Source organism: Tropicibacter alexandrii (genome assembly GCF_003667315.2).
GTDB lineage: Bacteria > Pseudomonadota > Alphaproteobacteria > Rhodobacterales > Rhodobacteraceae > Tropicibacter > Tropicibacter alexandrii.
This window is the reverse complement of the sequence record NZ_RCTZ02000034.1, coordinates 1-15,808: the sequence shown is the minus strand read 5'-3', so window position 1 is coordinate 15,808 and position 15,808 is coordinate 1. Positions and strand designations below refer to the sequence as shown.

Genomic DNA, 15,808 nt, shown 5'->3' with positions numbered 1-15,808 from the left:
CATCCTACTTTGAGCAGGCGCGCAGGCCTTACTCGTCTTCCTCCGCGTCCAGGAGTTCCATGTTGAGGCCGAGGCCGCGCACTTCCTTGACGAGAACGTTGAACGATTCCGGCACGCCGGCTTCGAAGTTGTCCTCACCCTTGACGATGCTCTCATAGACCTTGGTCCGGCCTGCCACGTCGTCCGATTTCACCGTCAGCATTTCCTGCAGGGTGTAGGCGGCGCCGTAAGCTTCCAGAGCCCAGACCTCCATCTCGCCGAAGCGCTGGCCACCGAACTGCGCCTTACCGCCCAGCGGCTGCTGGGTGACGAGGCTGTACGGCCCGGTCGAGCGCGCGTGGATCTTGTCGTCCACGAGGTGGTGCAGCTTGAGCAGGTATTTGACACCCACGGTCACGCGGCGCGAGAATTCCTCGCCCGAGCGGCCGTCGAACAGGCGGGACTGGCCCGACTGGTCAAAGCCTGCACGACGCAGCGCGTCATCCACATCCGCCTCTTTGGCGCCGTCGAAGACCGGCGTTGCGATCGGCACACCGCGCGTCGCGTTATCCGCGAGTTCGACCAGACGATCCTCGTCGAGATCGGCAAAGCCTTCCTCGTACACGTCGTCGCCATAGCCGATCCGCAGCGCTTCGCGCACCGGGGTCAGGTCGCCCGAGCGGCGATAGTCCTGCAGCGCCTCGTCGATCTTGAGACCCAGGGTGCGCGAGGCCCAGCCCATATGGGTTTCAAGGATCTGACCGACGTTCATCCGCGAAGGCACGCCGAGCGGGTTCAGACAGAAGTCGACCGGGGTGCCGTCTTCGAGGAAGGGCATGTCTTCCATCGGGACGACGCGGGAGACCACGCCCTTGTTGCCGTGACGGCCAGCCATCTTGTCGCCCGGCTGAAGCTTGCGCTTCACCGCGATGAAGACCTTGACCATCTTCATCACGCCCGGGGGCAGATCGTCGCCGCGGCGGACCTTTTCGACCTTGTCCTCGAAGCGGGCGTCCAGCGCACGCTTCTGGATCTCGTACTGCTCGTGCAGCGCCTCGACCTGCTTGGCGTCTTCTTCCTCGCCAAGGGCCAGCTGCCACCACTGACCACGGGTCAGGGTTTCCAGCAGTTCCTCGTTGATCTCGGAATTCGCGCGGACGCCTTTCGGGCCCTTCACGGCGGTCTTGCCGAGGATCATGGACTTCAGACGCGCATAGATGTTGCGGTCGAGGATGGCGAGTTCGTCGTCGCGGTCGCGGGCGAGGCTTTCGATTTCCTCACGCTCGATCTGCAGCGCACGTTCGTCCTTTTCGACGCCGTGACGGTTGAAGACGCGGACCTCGACCACGGTGCCGTAATCGCCCGGCTTCACCCGCAGCGAGGTGTCGCGCACGTCCGATGCCTTTTCGCCGAAGATGGCGCGCAGCAGCTTTTCTTCCGGCGTCATCGGGCTTTCGCCCTTGGGGGTGATCTTGCCCACCAGAATGTCGCCCGGCTCCACGTCGGCACCGATATAGACGATGCCCGCCTCGTCGAGGTTGCGCAGCGCCTCTTCACCGACGTTGGGGATGTCGCGGGTGATTTCCTCCGGCCCAAGCTTGGTGTCGCGGGCGGCCACTTCGAATTCCTCGATATGCACCGAGGTAAAGACGTCATCCTTGGCGATCCGTTCGGAGATCAGGATGGAGTCCTCGTAGTTGTAGCCGTTCCACGGCATGAACGCCACGATGACGTTCTTGCCCAGAGCCAGTTCGCCCATATCGGTCGAGGGACCATCGGCGATGACCTCGTCCTTCTCGACGGTCTGACCCACCTTCACCAGAGGCTTCTGGTTGATACAGGTGTTCTGGTTCGAGCGCTGGAACTTGCGCATCCGGTAGATGTCCACGCCCGCGTCACCCAAGGTCAGGTCCTCGGTGGCACGGATCACGATCCGCTGGGCGTCGACCTGGTCGACCACGCCGCCCCGCTTGGCGGTGATGGCCGCGCCGGAATCGCGCGCCACGATGCCCTCGATGCCGGTGCCGACCAGCGGCGCCTCGGCGCGCAGGGTCGGAACGGCCTGACGTTGCATGTTCGAACCCATCAGGGCGCGGTTGGCGTCGTCGTTTTCAAGGAACGGGATCAGCGAGGCCGCAACCGACACCAACTGCTTCGGCGACACGTCGATCAGGTCGACATTCTCGCGCGGCGCAAGGGTGTAGTCGCCGGACTGGCGGGTCGAGACGAGATCGTTCTGGAACTTGCCTTCGCCGTCGAGCGAGGCGTTGGCCTGCGCGATGGTGTGGCGCATTTCCTCGGTCGCGGACATGTAGTGGACCTCGTCGGTCACCTGCGCGTCCTTGACCACACGATACGGGGTCTCGATGAAGCCGTACTTGTTCACGCGAGCAAAGGTGGCCAGCGAGTTGATCAGACCGATGTTCGGACCTTCGGGCGTTTCAATCGGGCACATCCGGCCATAGTGGGTCGGGTGAACGTCGCGCACCTCGAAGCCCGCGCGCTCACGGGTCAGCCCGCCCGGCCCAAGCGCCGAGAGGCGACGCTTGTGCGTCACTTCAGACAGCGGGTTGGTCTGGTCCATGAACTGCGACAGCTGCGAGGAGCCGAAGAATTCGCGCACGGCCGCGGCGGCCGGTTTCGCGTTGATCAGGTCCTGCGGCATGACGGTGTCGATCTCGACCGACGACATACGCTCTTTGATGGCGCGTTCCATGCGCAGCAGACCGACGCGATATTGGTTTTCCATCAACTCGCCGACCGAGCGCACCCGGCGGTTGCCGAGGTGGTCGATGTCGTCGATATCGCCACGGCCATCGCGCAGCTCGACCAGCGCCTTGATGCACTGAACGATGTCGTCGCGGTCCAGCGTGCGCTGGGTGTCGGGCTTGTCCAGCGCGAGGCGCATGTTCATCTTCACGCGACCAACAGCGGACAGGTCATAGCGCTCGCTGTCGAAGAACAGCGTGTCGAACAGGGCCGACGCGGCCTCGACGGTCGGCGGCTCACCCGGGCGCATGACGCGGTAGATGTCCATGAGCGCGGTGTCGCGGCCCATGTTCTTGTCCGCCGCCATGGTGTTGCGGATGTAGGGACCAACGTTGATGTTGTCGATGTCCAGAACCGGGATGTCGGTGACGCCCGCATCCAGCAGCTCCTTGAGCGTACCGCCGGTCACGTCGCCGTCCTTGTCGACGGTCCAGGTCAGCTCGTCGCCGGCCTCGACATAGATCGCGCCGGTTTCCTCGTTGATGATGTCCTTGGCGACGAACTTGCCGACGATCTGCTCGAACGGAACCAGCAGGTTCTTGATCTTGCCCTCGTCGATGATCTTTTTCACCGCGCGCGGCGTCACCTTCTTGGTGGCCTCGGCGATGATCTCGCCGGTATCGGCGTCGACAAGGTCATAGGTCGGGCGGGTGCCGCGCACGCGCTCGGGGAAGAACTTGGTCACCCAGCCTTCGCCACGGCGATATTCATAGTTCACCGTGTTGTAATAGGCGTCGCAGATCGCTTCCTGATCCAGACCCAGCGCATAAAGCAGGGTCGTCACCGGCAGCTTGCGACGACGGTCGATGCGCGCGAACACGATATCCTTGGCGTCGAATTCAAAGTCGAGCCACGAGCCGCGATAGGGGATGATGCGGCAGGCGAACAGCAGCTTGCCCGAGCTGTGCGTCTTGCCCTTGTCATGGTCAAAGAACACACCGGGCGAGCGGTGCATCTGCGACACGATCACGCGCTCGGTACCGTTCACGATGAACGTGCCGTTATGGGTCATCAGGGGCATGTCGCCCATGAAGACATCCTGTTCCTTGATGTCCTTGACCGACTTCGCGCCGGTATCCTCGTCGATATCGAACACGATCAGGCGCAGGGTCACCTTCAGCGGCGCGGCATAGGTCATGTCGCGCTGCATGCATTCCTCGACGTCGTATTTCGGACGCTCAAGTTCGTAATCGACGAATTCCAGGACGGAGGTTTCGTTGAAGTCCTTGATCGGGAAAACCGACTGGAACACGCCCTTGATGCCCTCGCCATCGGCGGGCTGGGGCTGGTCGCCGGATTTCAGGAAAAGCTCGTAGCTGGATTTCTGAACCTCGATGAGGTTCGGCATCTCGAGAACTTCGCGGATCTTGCCGTAATACCGGCGAAGACGTTTCTGTCCAAGGAAGCTTTGCGCCATGACGTATGTCACCTTTCGATATCTCGTCCGAAAAACGCGCCGTCGGGCCACGGTACGCCTCGTCAGTGACGGCATTGACCCCCGATCCATTCTCGGCCCGCGTCCCACCGCGTGCCACTCGATCCTTGGGGGTCCCTGCCTTGGGAAACCCCTGCGCACAGGGGCTTGCCAAGCCGGGGGATGTGCCGATGATCCGTTTTCCTGCGATTTCAGAGAGTTGGCTGAAAGGGCGGGTTCAAACGGTGGTCTCTTTCAGATGTCGCGCGCCCCTGTTCCTGCCAAAACACATATGCGGGAACGAATCAATCGAACCCGCAGGAGATTTCCGAATATTCGGTGAAGAACGCGAACGCAAGACCCCCAGTGGGGATTTGCGGATTTATGGCGCTACGGCAGAATGACAAAATCTCGCGCTGCGGTCAAGCTGGCTTGAGGCCTTGGTTAACAGGACCGGGCAAAAAGCGCATCTGGCGTTCATGAAATCGTGAACGAACTGTCACGCAAGCGTCACCATCCGTGCCTAAACGCCGCGAGACGGCGTCGGGCAATCACCCGCCCCGCCGCAGCGACATTTTCCACGGAGCCAGAGACATGGACAAGAAGACACTTCTCGATCTTTCATGGGACGATTTCGACGAGCACCGCGATCCGCGCCCGGCGCGCAGCCAGTTCGACGACGTGGTCGAACGCGCGATCTCGCGCCGTGGGTTTCTGGGTGGCGCGCTGGCTTTCGGCTCGGCCGCGTCGGTTTTTGGCGCTGGCCTGATGAGCTCCACCACGGCCGCCCGCGCCGCAGCGCATGGCGGATTTGCCTTCACGCCCATCGACATCGCCACCGATTTCGCGATCCACGTGCCCGAGGGCTATCAGCACAAGGTGCTGGTCAGCTGGGGTGACGCGCTGTGGTCCGAGGCCGATGGCGCCTTTGGCGACAATGGCGATCTGGACGTGGCCATGTCCGACAAGGTGTTCGGCGAGAACACCGACGGGATGGAACTGTTCGACGTGGACGGCAAGGAAGTCATCGCCGTCAACTCCGAATACGTGAACCCCAAGATCAACCTGCCCGCCGATGCCGAAGGCACGCCGCGCACCGCCGACGAAGTCACCCTGCTGAAGAACCTGCAAGGCGTGACCATCATGGAAGTGGCCAAGGGCGACGACGGCTACATGGTCGTCAAGGACAGCCCCCTGAACCGCCGCATCACCCATGAGACGGAAATGACCCTGTCCGGCCCGCTGGCCGGTCACGATCTGGTCAAGACCAAGGCCGATCCCGAAGGCCGCACCGTCAAGGGCACGATGAACAACTGCGGCTCGGGCAAGACCCTCTGGGGCACGTACCTGACCTGCGAAGAGAACTTCAACGGCTACTTTGGTGCGACCGGCGAGATGCCCGCAGGCGACGGCTACAAGCGCTACGGCATCGGTGGCGAAGGCCGCTATGCCTATGAAAAGTTCGACCCGCGCTACGACATCTCGAACGAGCCGAACGAACCGCATCGCCACGGCTTCATCACCGAGATCGACCCCGCCGATCCGACCTCGACCCCGATCAAGCGCACCGCTCTGGGCCGTTTCAAGCACGAGAACGCCGAGATGGTGCAGGCCGCCGATGGCCGTCTGGTGGTCTACATGGGCGACGACGAGCGCGGCGAATACCTGTATCGCTTCGTCTCGAACGGCGTCTGGGAAGAGGGCACCAATGGCGGCGACCTGCTGGATGAAGGCACGCTCTACGTGGCCAAGTTCAACGACGACCAGTCGGGCGAGTGGCTGGCGCTGACGCCGGAAACCACCGGCATGGCGCTGCCGGAAATCCTCGCCTTCACCCGCATGGCCGCCTCGGCTGCCGGTGGCACCACGATGGACCGCCCCGAATGGGTCGCGGCCAACCCGCTGAAGGCCGAAGCCTATGTCGCGCTGACCAACAACTCCAAGCGCGGCGAAGGGGCAACCAATGCCGGGGGCGACGACATGGGTGTCAACGCCGCCAACCCGCGCGAGACCAACCGCTATGGCCAGATCGCGCGCTGGGTGCCGGCGAATGACGACCACGCCGCCGATGCCTTTACCTGGGACCTGTACGTGATGGCCGGCAACCCGGCGGTCTATGACAACGCCTATGGCGGGTCCGAGAACGTCACCGCGGGCAACATGTTCAACTCGCCCGATGGCATGGCCTTCTCGTCGGACGGCCTGCTGTGGATCCAGACCGATGGCGATGACAGCAACGAAGGCGACTTCGCCGGTCAGGGCAACAACCAGATGCTGGTCGGCAACCCGGAAACCGGCGAGATCGCCCGTTTCATGACCGTGCCGAACGGTGCCGAAGTCACCGGCCTGTGCTGGTCGCTGGATGGCAAGACCGCCTTTGTCGGCGTGCAGCATCCGGGCGGCTCGTGGCCTGCGGCCGCAGGAAAGCCGCGCTCGTCCATCGTCGCCGTCTGGCGCGAAGACGGTGCCGTGATCGGCTGATCCGGTTCTGACCCGAAAAAACAGGCGCGGCGCCCCACGGTGCCGCGCCTTTTCATTTGCGCAGACACCTGCACCGGCAAAAGAAAAAGGCGCGCCCGAAGGCACGCCTTTCGCGTAAGTCAGCCCGGAGGCTTGAATTACTTGAGTTCGACCTCGGCGCCAGCTTCTTCAAGCTGCTTCTTGATCGTTTCGGCTTCGTCCTTGGACACGCCTTCTTTGACAGCCTTGCCGCCGGCTTCGACCAGCTCTTTGGCTTCTTTCAGGCCGAGGCCGGTGATGCCGCGGACTTCTTTGATGACGTTGATTTTCTTGTCGCCGGCCGACTTCAGGATGACGTCGAATTCGGTCTTTTCTTCCTCAGCAGCAGCTGCGTCGCCGCCTGCCGGGCCCGCCATCATGACAGCGCCGCCAGCTGCGGGCTCGATGCCGTACTCGTCCTTGAGGATGGTTTTCAGTTCCTGAGCTTCCAGGAGGGTCAGACCCACGATTTGCTCAGCAAGTGCTTTCAGATCAGCCATTTTGAGACTCTTTCCGTATATAAGATTGTGTTCCAACGTGCGGGACAGTCCACACGAGGGTCATTCCAGTTGCGCTTACGCAGCCTTCTCTTCGATGGTCGAGAGAATGGATGCGATGTTCGAAGCAGGTGCGCCAATGGCCCCGGCGATGTTCGATGCGGGTGCGCCGATGCAGCCGACGATGGAAGCAATAAGCTCATCGCGCGACGGCATTTTCGACACGGCCTCAACACCGGCACGGTCCAGAGCCGTTCCGCCCATTGCGCCACCAAGGATCTCGATCTTCTTGTTATCCTTGGCGAAGTCTTCGATGACCTTGGCCGCAGCCACGGGGTCTTCGGAGTAGGTCAGAACGGTCATGCCTTCGAGAAGCGGCATAATCCCCGCGGCGGGGGTGCCCTCGACGGCAATCTTGGCGAGCCTGTTCTTGGCGACGCGCACCGTCGACTCCGCGCCACGGGCGCGGTTACGAAGGTCCGTCATCTCGGCAACCGTGAGACCCTCGTAGCGGGCAACCACCACGACGCCAGAGCTTTCGAAGATCTGGCCGAGTTCCTCGACCACTTTCTCTTTCTGGGCTCTATCCACAGTTTCACTCCAAGTAGTGGAGGGCGGACCCTCCGGCTCATTCAGACAGGGTTTCCCCTGCCGCAAAGTCCGAATAGGGTCGACGCATCCCGTGGGGCCAGTGCGCGTGCACGGGCCGTGAAAGATGTCTCTTCCCGTCTCAGGCAGGACTTAATGCGCGCGGCGCAGCCCACCGTCTCGGACGAAATGAAGCCAGCCACGCGAATCGCGCAGCAGCCTTCGGAGGTGGCTTTACCGCGGCGCCGGTCGTTTGCCAACCCCCGAAGCGTGTCACGCCGCCCGTTGCGCCAGCCGGGCCCCGAGCATGGTCATCAGCGCGCCTTTCGAAACCGGCTTTGGCAGGACCTCGTCGGCGCCACTGAGCAGGTATTCCTCGACCTGATGGGTCATGACATTCGCCGTCACCGCGATGATCAGGCTGCGTGGACGGTGCTCCTGCGCCTCGATGCTGCGGATCGCCTCGGTCGCGGCCATGCCGTCCATCCGCGGCATCTGGACATCCATGAGGATGACGTCGAAGACATCCGCCGTCGCAAGCTCCAGCGCCTCCTCGCCCGAGGCGGCAAAGTCCAGTCGCGCCTTGCTGCCCTTCAGGAAACGGTCGAGGACCAGCCGGTTGGTCGCGTTGTCATCGACGATGAGCACCCGCTTTCCGGCCAGCGACACCGGCGCGGCCACGGGGCCGACGGGCTGGCGCGCCGCCACCTTCTCGGCTTTTGCGAGCGGCAGGGAAACGATGAAGGTCGCGCCAAAGCCGGGGCGGCTGATCACGTCCAGACCGCCCCCCATCGCCACGCAAAGCTGGCGCGAAATGGCCAGCCCCAGACCCGTGCCGCCATGGATGCGGGTGACACCGGCATCGGCCTGAATGAACGGCTCGAAAATCCGTTGCTGGGCCTCCCGGTCGATGCCCGGCCCGGTATCCTTGACCGAGATCGAAAGCCGCGCCCCGCCGGGTTCGGGCCGCACGCGGACCGAAACACCGCCCTGATCGGTGAACTTGACGGCATTGGCGATCAGGTTGTTGAGAACCTGCCGCAGGCGAAGGCCGTCGCCCAGAATCCAGAGCGGCAGGTTCTCCTGCACGCGGAAGTCGAGCATCAGCCCCTTTTCCCGGGCCCGCGCCTGATAAAGCGCACAGGCCCCGGCCACCACCTCGCGCAGTTCGAACGGGGCGCTTTCGACCTCGAGATTGCCCGATTCGATCCGCGAGATGTCCAGCACGTCATTGATCGTGCTCAGCAGCACCGCACCGGATTCGATGATGACGTCGATGCAATGCCGCTGATCCGCGTTGACGGCGGTTTCCGCAAGCTCGGACGCCATGCCAAGGATGCCGTTCAGAGGCGTCCGGACCTCGTGGCTGACATTGGCGAGAAAGCGCGACTTGGCATCGTTGGCCTGCGCCGCTGCGAGCCGCAGCTTCTTTTCGCGCTTCTGGCCCAACGACGCGAAATAGACCTCGGCGATCACGTAGATCAGGAGCATCGTGACAAGCGTCGCCGCGACGGCCACGGCGTATTTGTTGGACCGCTGGAGTTCCACCCGCGCCAACACCCGGCTCGCCGGGTTCTGGGTGCCAAAACTGTTGGACCAAAGGTGCCGCGCCGTGATCGTCAAGGTGGACAACTCATCGGCCATCTGCGCCAGAACCTCGGCAGAGGGCGCCGTGTCGCCGTAAATCACCGGCTCGTAGCGATGCAGATAGGCCTCGAACCCATCCATGAGTTCGTGAAATCCGGTATCCTTGGCGAATTTGCGCACGGCGACAACGTCGTGCCTGCTCCACAGGACCTCGAAGCGGATCGCGGTTTCCTCGAGGCTGCCCCGGCCCAAAGCCTGATTGTCCAAGGCGTTGATGAATCTCTGGCTTTCGAAATTCAATTCGCTGATGCCCCAGAGCATGCCGTTCAGGCTGCGCACCGTAGACTCGCGATCATCGGTGTTGCCGCGCTCGATGCTCAGGATCAGAAAGCCAAGAGCCACCGCGGCGGACATGGCGATCACGGCGCGGATGGCCCGGGCATTGTCTGCGATCCGGTGGTCCATGCACTCGCCCTACGGCACGACGTGCAGGTGGATCAGCTGCCACACCATGCGGGAACTGTGCAATTCGCCGGGACCGTTCGGGTCGGAGGTGGGATAGATCAGCCAGATCGGCCCCTTGTTCCGGATGCGCATCGGTTCGCCGCCACGGTCCAAAGCCACGATGACATCATACCTGTCCGCATCGGAAACCGGGATTTCGATCATGTAGTCGTCCACCGCATGCGCCTGCATCGACCTGCCGGTCGCCCCAAGCACCCGAAGCAGCGATGACAGCGTCGGCCCGGCCAATCGTTCCGGGCCGGTAAAGAATTCCGAGTAAGTCGTGACCTCTTGCCAGTCGAGCGACTCAAGCATCGCGCGGTCGAAATCGGCCCGCCCTTCGGCATTGGTGACGGAAATCGCGCCCGTCACGGTCAACAGGACCGGCCCCTGAGCCGGTTCGAGCGCACGAAGCGGAAAGGCGCAGAACAGGGCCAAAATCAAAGTGCAAACGTGTTTCAAAACGGCGCCTCCGGTCCGGAAAACCACGCATGCACCCTAGCCCAGACGCCTTAACCGCAGCTTGACACCAACGACAAAGGCGGACCCGGGGGCCCGCCTTTGCATCTAATTCGAAAGAATACGGTCTCAGTTGCCGGTGGCGTTCGCCACGTCGACCGACACGCCCGGGCCCATCGAAGAGCTAACGGAGATCCGCTTCATGTAGGTGCCCTTGGCGCCCGTCGGCTTGGCGGCGGACACGGCGTTGACGAAGGCGCGGATGTTCTCGGCGAGCTTCGCCTCGTCGAACGACACCTTGCCGACACCTGCGTGCACGACACCGGCCTTCTCGGCCTTGAACTGGACCTGACCGCCCTTGGCTGCCTCGACGGCCTCCTTGACGTCCATGGTCACGGTGCCGACCTTCGGGTTCGGCATCAGGTTGCGCGGGCCAAGGATCTTACCCAGACGGCCGACGATCGGCATCATGTCCGGGGTCGCGATGCAGCGATCGAACTCGATCTTGCCGGACTGGATGGTCTCCATCAGGTCCTCTGCGCCAACGATGTCCGCTCCGGCAGCCTGTGCCTCTTCGGCCTTGGGGCCACGGGCGAAGACGGCGACGCGGGTAGTCTTGCCCGTGCCATTCGGCAGGGAGACGACGCCACGAACCATCTGGTCCGCGTGACGCGGATCGACGCCGAGGTTCATCGCGATTTCGACGGTCTCGTCGAACTTCACCTTGGAGTTGCTCTTGATCAGGGCAACGGCTTCCTCGACGGTGATGTCCTCTTTGCCGGCAAAGGCTTCGCGGGCGGCGCGGGTGCGCTTACCATATTTTGCCATGATATTACCCCTTCACCTCGATACCCATCGAGCTCGCGGAGCCGAGGATGATCTTCATTGCCGCTTCGACGTCGTTTGCCGAGAGGTCCTTCATCTTGGCTTCGGCGATCTCGCGGACCTGAGCCACGGTGACGGTCGCGATGGTCTCACGACCCGGCTTTTCCGCACCACGGGGACGGTTGCGCTTGCCCACGGGCTTCAGACCGGCGGCCTTCTTCAGGTAGTAAGACGCGGGCGGCGTCTTGATGTCCATGGTGAAGGACTTGTCCTGATAGTAGGTGATCACGGTCGGGCACGGCGCGCCAGGCTCCATTTCCTGCGTCTTGGCGTTGAACGCCTTGCAGAATTCCATGATGTTGATGCCGCGCTGACCCAGGGCGGGGCCCACGGGCGGCGAGGGGTTGGCTTTGCCTGCAGGGATCTGCAGCTTCATCTTGCCGGCGAGCTTCTTGGCCATCGGCTGTCTCCTTTACAACACCCTCGCGACGCGTCGCTTGGGCAGGTTTGTTGCGTGGTGTGGTCCGGAATTCGCGAATCCCTCGCCTCCCACGGTCCTGCAAGTGCAGGATGAGGGCGCCGCATAGCGGAGGGCGGACAGAAACGCAAGGGGCAATGGCCGGTATGGCCGGGCCCGTGTGATATGCGGGCGGCGGGGACGTTCGGGTGCGCCGCGCCGGGGCAATGTCACCCGCCCGAACACGCCATTCAGAACACCACGCCAAAAAAGAAAAAAGGGCGCCCGCGAGAGGCACCCTTTGAGCGTTGATCGCGCCGGGTCTCAGCCCTGCTTCGTGACCTGCGTGAATTCCAGTTCCACCGGGGTTTCGCGGCCAAAGATCGACACCGCCACGCGCAGGCGCTGGTTGTCGTCGTCCACACCCTCGACCATGCCATCGAAGCCCTCGAACGGGCCGTCGTTGACCTTGACCTTTTCGCCGATCTCGAAATGGATCAGCAGCTTCGGCGCTTCTTCGTTTTCCTGCACGCGGCCCATGATGGCGTCCACCTCGGCGTCGCGCATCGGCATCGGGCGACCCTGCGGACCGAGGAAACCCGTCACACGGTTGATCGAGTTCACGAGGTGATAGCCCTTGTCGGACATTTCCATGTGGACCAGCACGTAACCGGGCATGAAGCGGCGCTCGGTCGTGACCTTCTTGCCGCGACGGACCTCGATCACTTCCTCGGTCGGGACCAGAACCTCGTCGATCTGGTCCTGAAGCCCCTGCTCCTCGACTGCGGTCCGGATCTGCTCGGCGATCTTCTTCTCGAAGTTCGAGAGGACGCTTACCGAATACCAACGCTTCGCCATCTGGCCCTACCCTCGTCTTGACTCATTCGGCGCATGCTGCGCCCCAAATAAAAAACCGGCGTGCAATTGATTCTTGCACGCCCGTTTTGATGATTGTGGTGGCTTTACCCAAGCCGGGGCGCAGATTCAAGACCGGTTCGTCTTACGACCCGCTGGCCACCGAAAGCACGAGTTTCAGAAGCTCGCGCCAGCCGATATCGACGATGGCGAAGAAGATCGCGAACAGCGTGGACATGATGAACACCATCACCGAGGTCAGGATGACCTCGCGGCGGGTCGGCCACACGATCTTCGCGCCCTCGGCGCGGACCTGCTGGATGAACTGTAGCGGGTTGGTACGGGCCATGGCCATGCCTTTTGCTCGGATACGCGGATTGGCGGGTATCTACGCGCGCGAGGCCCGAATTACAAGCCTTAGCCTGAAAACCCGCGAATGACCGACCAGACCAGCCGCCCGGTTTCCGGCGTGCGGATATCGCCATGCGCCGCGACCGTCTGTGACGCGTCGATATAAAGCACCTTGCCTGCGTCCCGCGCGGTGGCGCAATCGCCGACCAGATCGCCCCCGGCGCGCCATGTCGCGGCATGGACCTTGGCGCCATGGGTCTCGTGCATGATTTTTGCGCCGGGACGGGCACCGACATGGGCCGCGCCGCTGAGCAGCCGCGCCAAGGGGTTGGCGTAATCCCGCGCCGACCATGTCAGCGCCATCTGCCCGCCGGGGCGCGACTGTTCCTGATAGGGGCCCCCTTCGCCCGAGGCGATCCAGCGCACCGGGGCAATCAGGCGGTAGCCTTCTGAAAAGCGGTTGGCGCTGAAGGCCGCCTGAAGTCCGATCACGATCGGGCCGGGGCCGGTGCGCGGCACGGCGCCGTTCAGCAATTCGGCCGAGTAATAGGCCCGCGTGACGATCCGCGCACCCATGGAATGGCCCAGCAGGACCGAGCGCAGCCCGGTCTGCGCCTCTAGCCGGGGCAGCATGGCGTTGACCAGATGGTTGGCGATGCCATAGCCGATCTCGTCCGCATCGTCGGCCTTGACCGGGTAGCTGCCCAGATGCAGCGCCCGGTTGGCCAGATCGATCACCGAGGTCCCACCCCAGACCGACGGCCAGGTCAGGCCGATCACCATCGGGTTGAAGCGCTCGCCCGTGTCGCGCGCAGCGCGGCGGGTGTGCTGAAGGATGGCGTTGTACCGCTCCAGCGCCTCGAACTGGTCGTTGTTCCAACCCATCGACAGCAGGACGATATGGGTGAAGGGATGACCTTCGGCCCGCGCCTGTTCGATATCGGCCAGAAGCTGCGCCTCCATCCGGTCGAGCGCGTCCCAGCCGGCCTCGTAGGCATCGGACAGCGGCGCGTCCGGCACCGGCCCGAAGGCGGTGTTGGAATAGGCCGAATGAAACAGCTGCGGCTCGATTCCCTGCCCGTCCGGATCGCGGGCATGGCGCAGGATGTGGCTGACCAGCATGACCTTCGGATCATCCAGCGCCCGGCGAAATGCCCTTTGCTGCTGGTCGAGGTCGGTCTGCGCGCCGCTTGCGGGCAGACGGGTCGGCAGGCTCAGCCGGGTCGGATCGAAGGCACGACCACCGGTGTCATGCCTGTAGCCCGCCTTGTCACGCGGCGCCTTCTCGATCCCGATGATATATCCGACCTGCCCCAGCGGATGCGAAAACGGCGTGTTGAGCAGCGCATGATAGCGCGAGATGACACCCGACGTTCCCAACGCCGTTTCGTCGGCCTTGGGCGTATGATGGTTGAGTTGTCCGAACATCAGCGCCGCTCCGATCCCCGCAAGCACCAAGAGCCCCGCGCCCCAGCGCAGCTTGCGACCATGCCGCCTGATCCATCGCCAAGCCATGATCTGCCCCCGATGCGTACCACGACTCGCAGCGTATGCCCGCGATGCGTGCATTGGCAATGGTCACTGATGTGGGAAGGTGGCAGGGGCAGCAGGGTTCGAACCCGCGACCTACGGTTTTGGAGACCGTCGCTCTACCAGCTGAGCTATACCCCTAAGGCCGAGGCCCATTTACGAAACGCGGAAACGCTTTGCAAGACGGAAATCGCGGCATTGATCGCGCTTGGCCCGCTTTCGCCAAAATGCGGTCGGCGGAACGGCCGCGACCCGGCTTTTGAGCCGCGCAAAGGCCCTCGGACGGCAGCGAAACCGGGAAATGCACCGCGCCCGGGCAGAAAACGTTTTTGTGATTCCGGCCTTCATTCACCGAGTTTCACCGCAGTTTCACACCCGCTGCGACGGCGGGAACCCGCTTTCGCGCATGCCTGATTGAGCCGCACCGAGCCCCTGCATTCCTGCACACCGCCCCGTCCGATTCCGATCACGGACAAGGGCACAACCGCGTGACCAAACCGAGATTTCCTTGTGATTTCAGTTTTCTCGAGTGAGGGCCCAGATTGATTGGTGTCGGAGGCAACACCGCCTCCCGAGCAAACCGAACCGCCCCGAAGACGGGGTTCACTTGAAAGGAACTACCAATGATCCGCATTCTGACCGCAGCCGCCCTCGCAACCACCGCTCTGACCGGCGCCGCCCATGCAAATATCGTTCTGTCGCCGGGCCAGATCGCCCAGATCGAGCGTTTTGCACCCGGTGCCGACCTGACCAACCTGTCCGACGCCCGCAAGGCAGCGATCGTCAGCGTCCTGTACTCGGGCGGCGACAGCGCAGGCGAAAAAGGCTCCACCATTCGTGGCCTCGTGCAGTAATCCAGTGCCGGTCGCCGCGGGTCTCTCCCGTCCCGCGGCGACCGACACCGGCATGAAGGAGGACCCAAGGTGCGCATGACAGCCCCCCTGTTCGTTGCGGGATGCATCGCGGTGATGGCCACCGGCTCTGCCGAGGCCTTTACCCTCCGCCTACCGCAACCCGCCCCCGCCGCGGCGCTTTGCGCCGTCGACGAAGCGCCCCGGCCTGACACGCCAAAGGCCGACGCCGCAGCGCTGTTGTGCAAGCGGTTTGTGCCCGTCCGCTGATCCGCGCGGGTCCTTGGGGCCTTGCCGGATTGGCTGACCGAAAGGGCGCGATATTGCCCTACCCGACAGTCCGCCGTGACATGCAAAAAGGCCGCCCCGAGGGGCGGCCTTTTCTTATTAACCGTGTGGCTCTCGGGATCTTTCCGCAAAAAAGGGCCACCGCGAGGGGTGGCCCTTTCCTGTTCAACCGTGTGGCTCCCGGCAGACTTTCTTGCAGAAAGTCGCCTGCCGCCACCGGAACAAGTCGCTGCGCGACTTATTCCACGATCTTCGACACGACGCCCGAACCGACGGTGCGGCCGCCTTCGCGGATGGCGAAGCGCAGGCCGTCTTCCATCGCGATCGGCGCGATCAGCTCGACCACGAACTTCAG

At 63.3% G+C, this 15,808-nt stretch carries 14 protein-coding genes and 1 tRNA gene; 3 read left to right on the top strand and 12 right to left on the bottom strand.

Annotation, left to right across the window (positions count from 1 at the left end; genetic code table 11):
- Nucleotides 1-28 precede the first annotated feature (28 nt).
- Nucleotides 29-4,165 carry a DNA-directed RNA polymerase subunit beta gene (rpoB, locus tag D8Z78_RS23520; RefSeq protein ID WP_121634259.1) on the bottom strand — a complete coding sequence of 1,379 codons (4,137 nt, stop codon included), beginning with the start codon at nt 4,163-4,165 and terminating at the stop codon, nt 29-31.
- Nucleotides 4,166-4,756: 591 nt separating this feature from the next.
- On the opposite strand from rpoB, the gene D8Z78_RS23515 reads away from it, so the two are divergent.
- Complete coding sequence (locus tag D8Z78_RS23515; protein ID WP_121634258.1) at nt 4,757-6,643, top strand: PhoX family protein; 1,887 nt, start codon at nt 4,757-4,759, stop codon at nt 6,641-6,643.
- A 137-nt stretch (nt 6,644-6,780) separates the two neighbouring features.
- Here D8Z78_RS23515 and rplL read toward each other — a convergent pair whose 3' ends face one another.
- The 10 genes from rplL to D8Z78_RS23465 form a co-directional block, all read right to left on the bottom strand.
- On the bottom strand, nt 6,781-7,161 hold the full coding sequence (gene rplL, locus D8Z78_RS23510) for a 50S ribosomal protein L7/L12 (protein WP_121634256.1): 381 nt from the start codon (nt 7,159-7,161) through the stop codon (nt 6,781-6,783).
- 75 nt (nt 7,162-7,236) lie between these two features.
- Nucleotides 7,237-7,749, bottom strand: a complete 513-nt coding sequence (gene rplJ, locus D8Z78_RS23505; RefSeq protein WP_121634254.1) for a 50S ribosomal protein L10 — start codon at nt 7,747-7,749, stop codon at nt 7,237-7,239.
- Nucleotides 7,750-8,019: 270 nt separating this feature from the next.
- Nucleotides 8,020-9,798 carry an ATP-binding protein gene (locus tag D8Z78_RS23500; protein ID WP_121634252.1) on the bottom strand — a complete coding sequence of 593 codons (1,779 nt, stop codon included), beginning with the start codon at nt 9,796-9,798 and terminating at the stop codon, nt 8,020-8,022.
- Between the two features lie 9 nt (nt 9,799-9,807).
- Entirely contained in the window at nt 9,808-10,281 is a 474-nt protein-coding gene (locus tag D8Z78_RS23495; RefSeq protein ID WP_121634250.1) for a putative pterin-binding protein, read from the bottom strand.
- A gap of 144 nt (nt 10,282-10,425) precedes the next feature.
- Nucleotides 10,426-11,124 (bottom strand): 50S ribosomal protein L1, encoded by a 699-nt coding sequence (gene rplA, locus D8Z78_RS23490; protein WP_121634248.1) that lies wholly within the window; start codon nt 11,122-11,124, stop codon nt 10,426-10,428.
- A gap of 4 nt (nt 11,125-11,128) precedes the next feature.
- Complete coding sequence (gene rplK, locus D8Z78_RS23485; RefSeq protein WP_121634246.1) at nt 11,129-11,581, bottom strand: 50S ribosomal protein L11; 453 nt, start codon at nt 11,579-11,581, stop codon at nt 11,129-11,131.
- Between the two features lie 321 nt (nt 11,582-11,902).
- Nucleotides 11,903-12,436, bottom strand: a complete 534-nt coding sequence (gene nusG / locus D8Z78_RS23480) for a transcription termination/antitermination protein NusG (RefSeq protein WP_121634244.1) — start codon at nt 12,434-12,436, stop codon at nt 11,903-11,905.
- A 142-nt stretch (nt 12,437-12,578) separates the two neighbouring features.
- Nucleotides 12,579-12,782 (bottom strand): preprotein translocase subunit SecE, encoded by a 204-nt coding sequence (gene secE / locus D8Z78_RS23475; protein WP_121634243.1) that lies wholly within the window; start codon nt 12,780-12,782, stop codon nt 12,579-12,581.
- 68 nt (nt 12,783-12,850) lie between these two features.
- Nucleotides 12,851-14,299 (bottom strand): hypothetical protein, encoded by a 1,449-nt coding sequence (locus D8Z78_RS23470; protein WP_121634241.1) that lies wholly within the window; start codon nt 14,297-14,299, stop codon nt 12,851-12,853.
- 80 nt (nt 14,300-14,379) lie between these two features.
- Nucleotides 14,380-14,455 (bottom strand) — tRNA-Trp (locus D8Z78_RS23465).
- A gap of 482 nt (nt 14,456-14,937) precedes the next feature.
- Here D8Z78_RS23465 and D8Z78_RS23460 point away from each other — a divergent pair.
- Together D8Z78_RS23460 and D8Z78_RS23455 are read left to right on the top strand one after the other, a co-directional pair.
- On the top strand, nt 14,938-15,168 hold the full coding sequence (locus tag D8Z78_RS23460; RefSeq protein WP_121634239.1) for a hypothetical protein: 231 nt from the start codon (nt 14,938-14,940) through the stop codon (nt 15,166-15,168).
- Nucleotides 15,169-15,243: 75 nt separating this feature from the next.
- The gene (locus D8Z78_RS23455; protein WP_121634237.1) at nt 15,244-15,435 is read left to right on the top strand and encodes a hypothetical protein; all 192 of its coding nucleotides are present in this window, start codon (nt 15,244-15,246) and stop codon (nt 15,433-15,435) included.
- 256 nt (nt 15,436-15,691) lie between these two features.
- On the opposite strand, the gene D8Z78_RS23450 is transcribed toward D8Z78_RS23455, so the two are convergent.
- On the bottom strand, nt 15,692-15,808 hold a 117-nt coding region (locus D8Z78_RS23450), incomplete at its 5' end, for an EF-Tu C-terminal domain-related protein (RefSeq protein WP_164933075.1).

Bases quoted from the DNA above. Each gene is read 5' to 3' on its own strand.
- D8Z78_RS23470 (WP_121634241.1), bottom strand. From the start codon at position 14,299: ATGGCTTGGCGATGGATCAGGCGGCATGGTCGCAAGCTGCGCTGGGGC.
- D8Z78_RS23515 (WP_121634258.1), top strand. From the start codon at position 4,757: ATGGACAAGAAGACACTTCTCGATCTTTCATGGGACGATTTCGACGAG.
- rpoB (WP_121634259.1), bottom strand. From the start codon at position 4,165: ATGGCGCAAAGCTTCCTTGGACAGAAACGTCTTCGCCGGTATTACGGC.
- rplA (WP_121634248.1), bottom strand. From the start codon at position 11,124: ATGGCAAAATATGGTAAGCGCACCCGCGCCGCCCGCGAAGCCTTTGCC.
- D8Z78_RS23500 (WP_121634252.1), bottom strand. From the start codon at position 9,798: ATGGACCACCGGATCGCAGACAATGCCCGGGCCATCCGCGCCGTGATC.
- nusG (WP_121634244.1), bottom strand. From the start codon at position 12,436: ATGGCGAAGCGTTGGTATTCGGTAAGCGTCCTCTCGAACTTCGAGAAG.
- secE (WP_121634243.1), bottom strand. From the start codon at position 12,782: ATGGCCCGTACCAACCCGCTACAGTTCATCCAGCAGGTCCGCGCCGAG.
- D8Z78_RS23460 (WP_121634239.1), top strand. From the start codon at position 14,938: ATGATCCGCATTCTGACCGCAGCCGCCCTCGCAACCACCGCTCTGACC.
- rplL (WP_121634256.1), bottom strand. From the start codon at position 7,161: ATGGCTGATCTGAAAGCACTTGCTGAGCAAATCGTGGGTCTGACCCTC.
- rplK (WP_121634246.1), bottom strand. From the start codon at position 11,581: ATGGCCAAGAAGCTCGCCGGCAAGATGAAGCTGCAGATCCCTGCAGGC.
- D8Z78_RS23455 (WP_121634237.1), top strand. From the start codon at position 15,244: ATGACAGCCCCCCTGTTCGTTGCGGGATGCATCGCGGTGATGGCCACC.